Source organism: Microcosmobacter mediterraneus (assembly GCF_031846265.1).
GTDB lineage: Bacteria > Bacteroidota > Bacteroidia > Flavobacteriales > Flavobacteriaceae > Microcosmobacter > Microcosmobacter mediterraneus.
Genome location: NZ_JAVRIA010000014.1, coordinates 1 through 4,373, shown reverse-complemented (window position 1 = coordinate 4,373; position 4,373 = coordinate 1). Strand labels below are relative to the sequence as shown.

1 protein-coding gene is annotated in these 4,373 nt (G+C 38.5%); it reads right to left on the bottom strand.

The features are described 5' to 3' along the window. Positions 1-4,373 (bottom strand): T9SS type B sorting domain-containing protein (locus RM697_RS13615; protein WP_311428449.1); only part of this gene is annotated, 4,373 nt, incomplete at both ends.

Genomic DNA, 4,373 nt, shown 5'->3' with positions numbered 1-4,373 from the left:
AAAGTGAGCTTTAAATTGTTTAGTTTCTAATGTATTTTGGTCAATGTAATCTACAGTAAACCAGTAATCACTTGTTGGCATTAAAGTACCATTATATGTACCATCCCAACCTTCGCCTTGTGGGTTTAATTGTTTGATCAATTTCCCATAGCGGTCAAATATATAAATTTTTGCGCTATTTGTTAGTCCTGGTATTTGCCATCTATCTTTTATACCATCACCATTAGGTGTAAAGAATAGTGGATAGTCTAATATCGTAATCATTGCCTCTACATAACCACAACCATTCTTGTCTCTGGCTGCTACTGTATGTTCACCTGGTGTTACATCTGTAAATGTCCCACTATCTTGCCATGCTCCATTATCTAAACTATACTCATAGTCTCCTATACCTGTTGCTATGGCTTCTATAACGTTTGGATTTGAAAAAGCTTGTGACACTTGTGTTAAACTTAATGTTGGTGGTGCACTTTCTATGACTGTTGTACTGGCTTCATTACTACACATGGTTACCATAGATGTGGTTACATCTGTTACTAATACATGGTATACTCCACCTTGTAGTGGTGTATAACTAGAATTTATAGCCCCATCTATTGCTGTGCCATCTAAACTCCATTGGAAGTCATAAATCAATTCTGATAAGCCTGTGTCTAAGACTAATGGATCTAATATCTCTGTTCCATTGGTATCTACACATAAAATATAGTCTTCGTCTAATACAACGATTGGTCGTGGATTAACTTGTAGTGTTAAACTTGATGTGGCATAACACTCTGAGGAATCTACTAAAACACCTGTGCCATCATCTACCATAGTGTCATTGTCTACTCTTACATAGATGACTTGTGGATTGGCTATATTACCATTGACTGTGGTATTCTCATACAGCGTTGGTAATGGATTAACACCATTGTCTGCATCGTCTTGTGTGGCGTAATACGTTACCGTATAATTCATTGGGTCTTGCCCATCTAAGACTTCGGCGTCTCGAGTACTCAAATCAAACTGTGTACTATCATTACTTGGATCGCCATCAGTCTCTACATCATCATCACACTCCTCATAAAGTATTGGATCGCCATCTGAGTTGGCTTCTGCACCTTCTTGTACTAATAATTCAAATACTGGTGTGCTTATTGAACAGCCTGTAGCATTATCAGTAATGGCTACATAAATAGGTTGTATATCTGGCACTACATTAGTATATGGACTTACCAGTGCATTCATTAAATCATCAGCATCTGTTTGTGAGATATGATACGTCACTGTAAATAAAGCTGGGTCTTGTCCGTTTAATACTTCGGCATCTTTTGATATTAAGTCAAACTCATAAAACCCATCTGTGTTTAATTCACAGCCTATAAAATCAGTTACGGCTACCACTTCTGGTAATGGATTAACTTGTATTGTAAATTCTACAATGGTAAAACAACCTGTACCATTGGTTCCTTGTGGATCATCTCCGTTAGTAACTCTCACATAAATCACCTGATCCATATCGTCTGGTGTGGTCATACTATCATAAACTGTTGGGTCTGCTATCACATTAGTTGCTGCTATAGCATCGTCTTCTGTTTCATAGTAACTTGCGGTTACACCTGCTTCATTATTGAGTATTAACGCTTCATTGATTGTAAGGTCAAATTCTTCTGTTAAATCGCCTGTATTAATATCATCACACAACGCTACTAATGGTAAGGCTGAACTTGCTGTTGGTGTTGGGTTTGGTAAGACACGTATTGTTAAGGTAGTTAAATCTATACAACCTGTATCTGTATCTGTTACTACAGCATATAGAGTCTGTGGATTTGGAGCATTACCACCTACTGAGGTATTGGTGTATGCCATTGGATCTGGTATGGCATTGGTCTCTGCCTCGGCATCTAGTAAGGTCTCGTAATAGCTTACTAACCAACTCGCATTGCCACCTGTAATCTCTGCGTCTTTTACTGTTAAATCAAACGCCGTAATCTCATCATTATCTTCGCCTAAGTCATCACACTGCTCTAATGGTGTTGGTTGTACTGCTGTTGGTGGTAGTTCTACTCTAATGATAAACTCACCTGTGGTAACACAACCATTAATAGCACTTACTGCGCGTACATAAATCGTTTGTGGATTTGAGACATTGGTGTATGCTGCTGGTGTAGCTATTGGATCTGCTCCTGTTTCTGCATCGGCTTGGGTGACATGGAATGTTATAAGTACATCCATTGGATCTTGACTACCTAAGATCTCATTTAACTTGGTGGTTAAATCAAATGATGTAAAGCCATTATCGTCTGTATCACAAATAACATAGTCTTCTAAATCTACTGGAACTTCTGGTGAAGGTTCTACTCTAAGCTCTAGCGTGTTTAGTGTTAAACTATAACAGCCTGTTAAATTATTCTCTGATCGTACATAGATCTGTTGCACATTGGCTACAATGTTTGTATAAGGGCTTGATAAGGCGTTAATATCATTAGTGGCATCGGATTCTGTTTCATGATAACTAATGGTAACATCTAACTCGCCATTGATAATCTCTACTGTGCGTTGTTCTAAATCAAACGCTGCAAAACCATCATTATCGGCATCACAAACTACGATTGGATTTGGATTGGCTTCTGGTGATGGTATTGGGTTAACACGTAGGGTTACTGTAATGGTATTAACACAGCCTGTAACATCGTTGACGGCTCTCACATAAACCGTTTGTGCATTCATCGTATTTACATATGGACTTACTATTGGATTTGTTCCATTATCGGCATCTAACTGTGTCTCGTAATACGTGAGTGTAATTCCTGTTTGTCCGTTTAAAATCTCTGCATTAGCCTCTTCTAAAGTGAAGGGCTCTTGCTCATCACCTGGATTGTCTACATCACACAATTCTAATGGCATTGGTTGTTGCAACACTGGTAAAGGATTAACTATTAACAGTAACGTTGTAATCTTATAACAACCTCCTACTGTTGTGGTATCCTCTACTCTAACCCATAAGGTTTGCATAAATGCTGTTGTATTGGTATAAGCGCCTGGTGTACCTATGGCTAGTGTCCCTGCTTCTGCATTAGGTTCTGTTTCATAATACGTTACGGTATATTGTAATGGATCGAGGCCATTTAAGATTTCTGCGTCTTTTGTGGTTAAATCAAATTGTGCAAAACCATCAGCAGAAATATCATCACACTCTTCTAATGGTGTTGGCTCTGTAATCTGTGGTGTTGGTTCTACAATTAATTGTAACTCTACTACTGTTGGACAGTTCGTCGATATCGTTGAGCTTTCTACACGTACATAAATCGTTTGGGTGTCTTCTACGATATTGTTATAATCAACTGAGGTGTCTATTTCGTCTACGCCATTCTCTGCATTGGCTTGTGTCTCGTGATAGGTTACTGTGAGATCTAAGGCACCTCCTGTAACTTCTGTTGTGGCGTCTTCTAACATAAATACACCAAAACCATCATTGTCTGGATCACAGTAATATAACGGTGTGGGTACATTGGCTGCTGGTGCTTGTTGTACATCTAACACTAAGCTCGTGGTATCAAAACAGCCTGTATTTATATCTACAACACGTACATAGATCGTTTGTGGATCTGAAGTATTAGTGTATAGATTTGGTAAAACATTAGTGCCTGCTTGTGCATCTGCTGGTGTTTCGTAATAACTTACGGCATAGTTAGGATTGTTTCCACTAATCTCTGGGTTCTTTAAGGTGAGGTCTATCTCTGTAAAACCATCAACAATATTATCATCACATACTTCTAATGGTGTAGGAACAACTAAGGCTGGTAATGCATTTACCACCAGCTCAAACGTACCTATGCTTGTACAAAGGGTGTTGTCGTTTTCTATAACATACCAAATCGTTTGTGGTGTGCTTGTATTGGTATATGTCGTTGCATTTAATCCATTGCTTTGGGTCTCTGCATCTGATAGGTTGTCATAATAACTAACGGTCATATTTACCTGACCATCTAATATCTCTAAAGTCTTATCACTTAATGTAAAGTCTTCCTCTTCATCGCCTGGGTTATTGTCATCACATAATTCTAACGGTGTTACGACTATCGTTAGTGGTGCTGGATGTACTGTTAATTGTAAGTCGGTAACTGCATAACATCCTGTTACATCATCTTCTACACGGACATAGATTAATTGACCACCTGCTACTATATTATTATAACTGGTCGGTAAAGCAGATATATCCATCTCGGCATTAACCTGGGTCTCATGGTAACTTACACTTACACCTGTCTGAATACCTATAACTTCTGCATCGCGTAAACTCAAATCAAATAAACCAAAACCATCATTGTCGTCATCACATACCTCCAAATCACTTAATGAATTTGCTAATGGATTGGGGTTGACTTGTA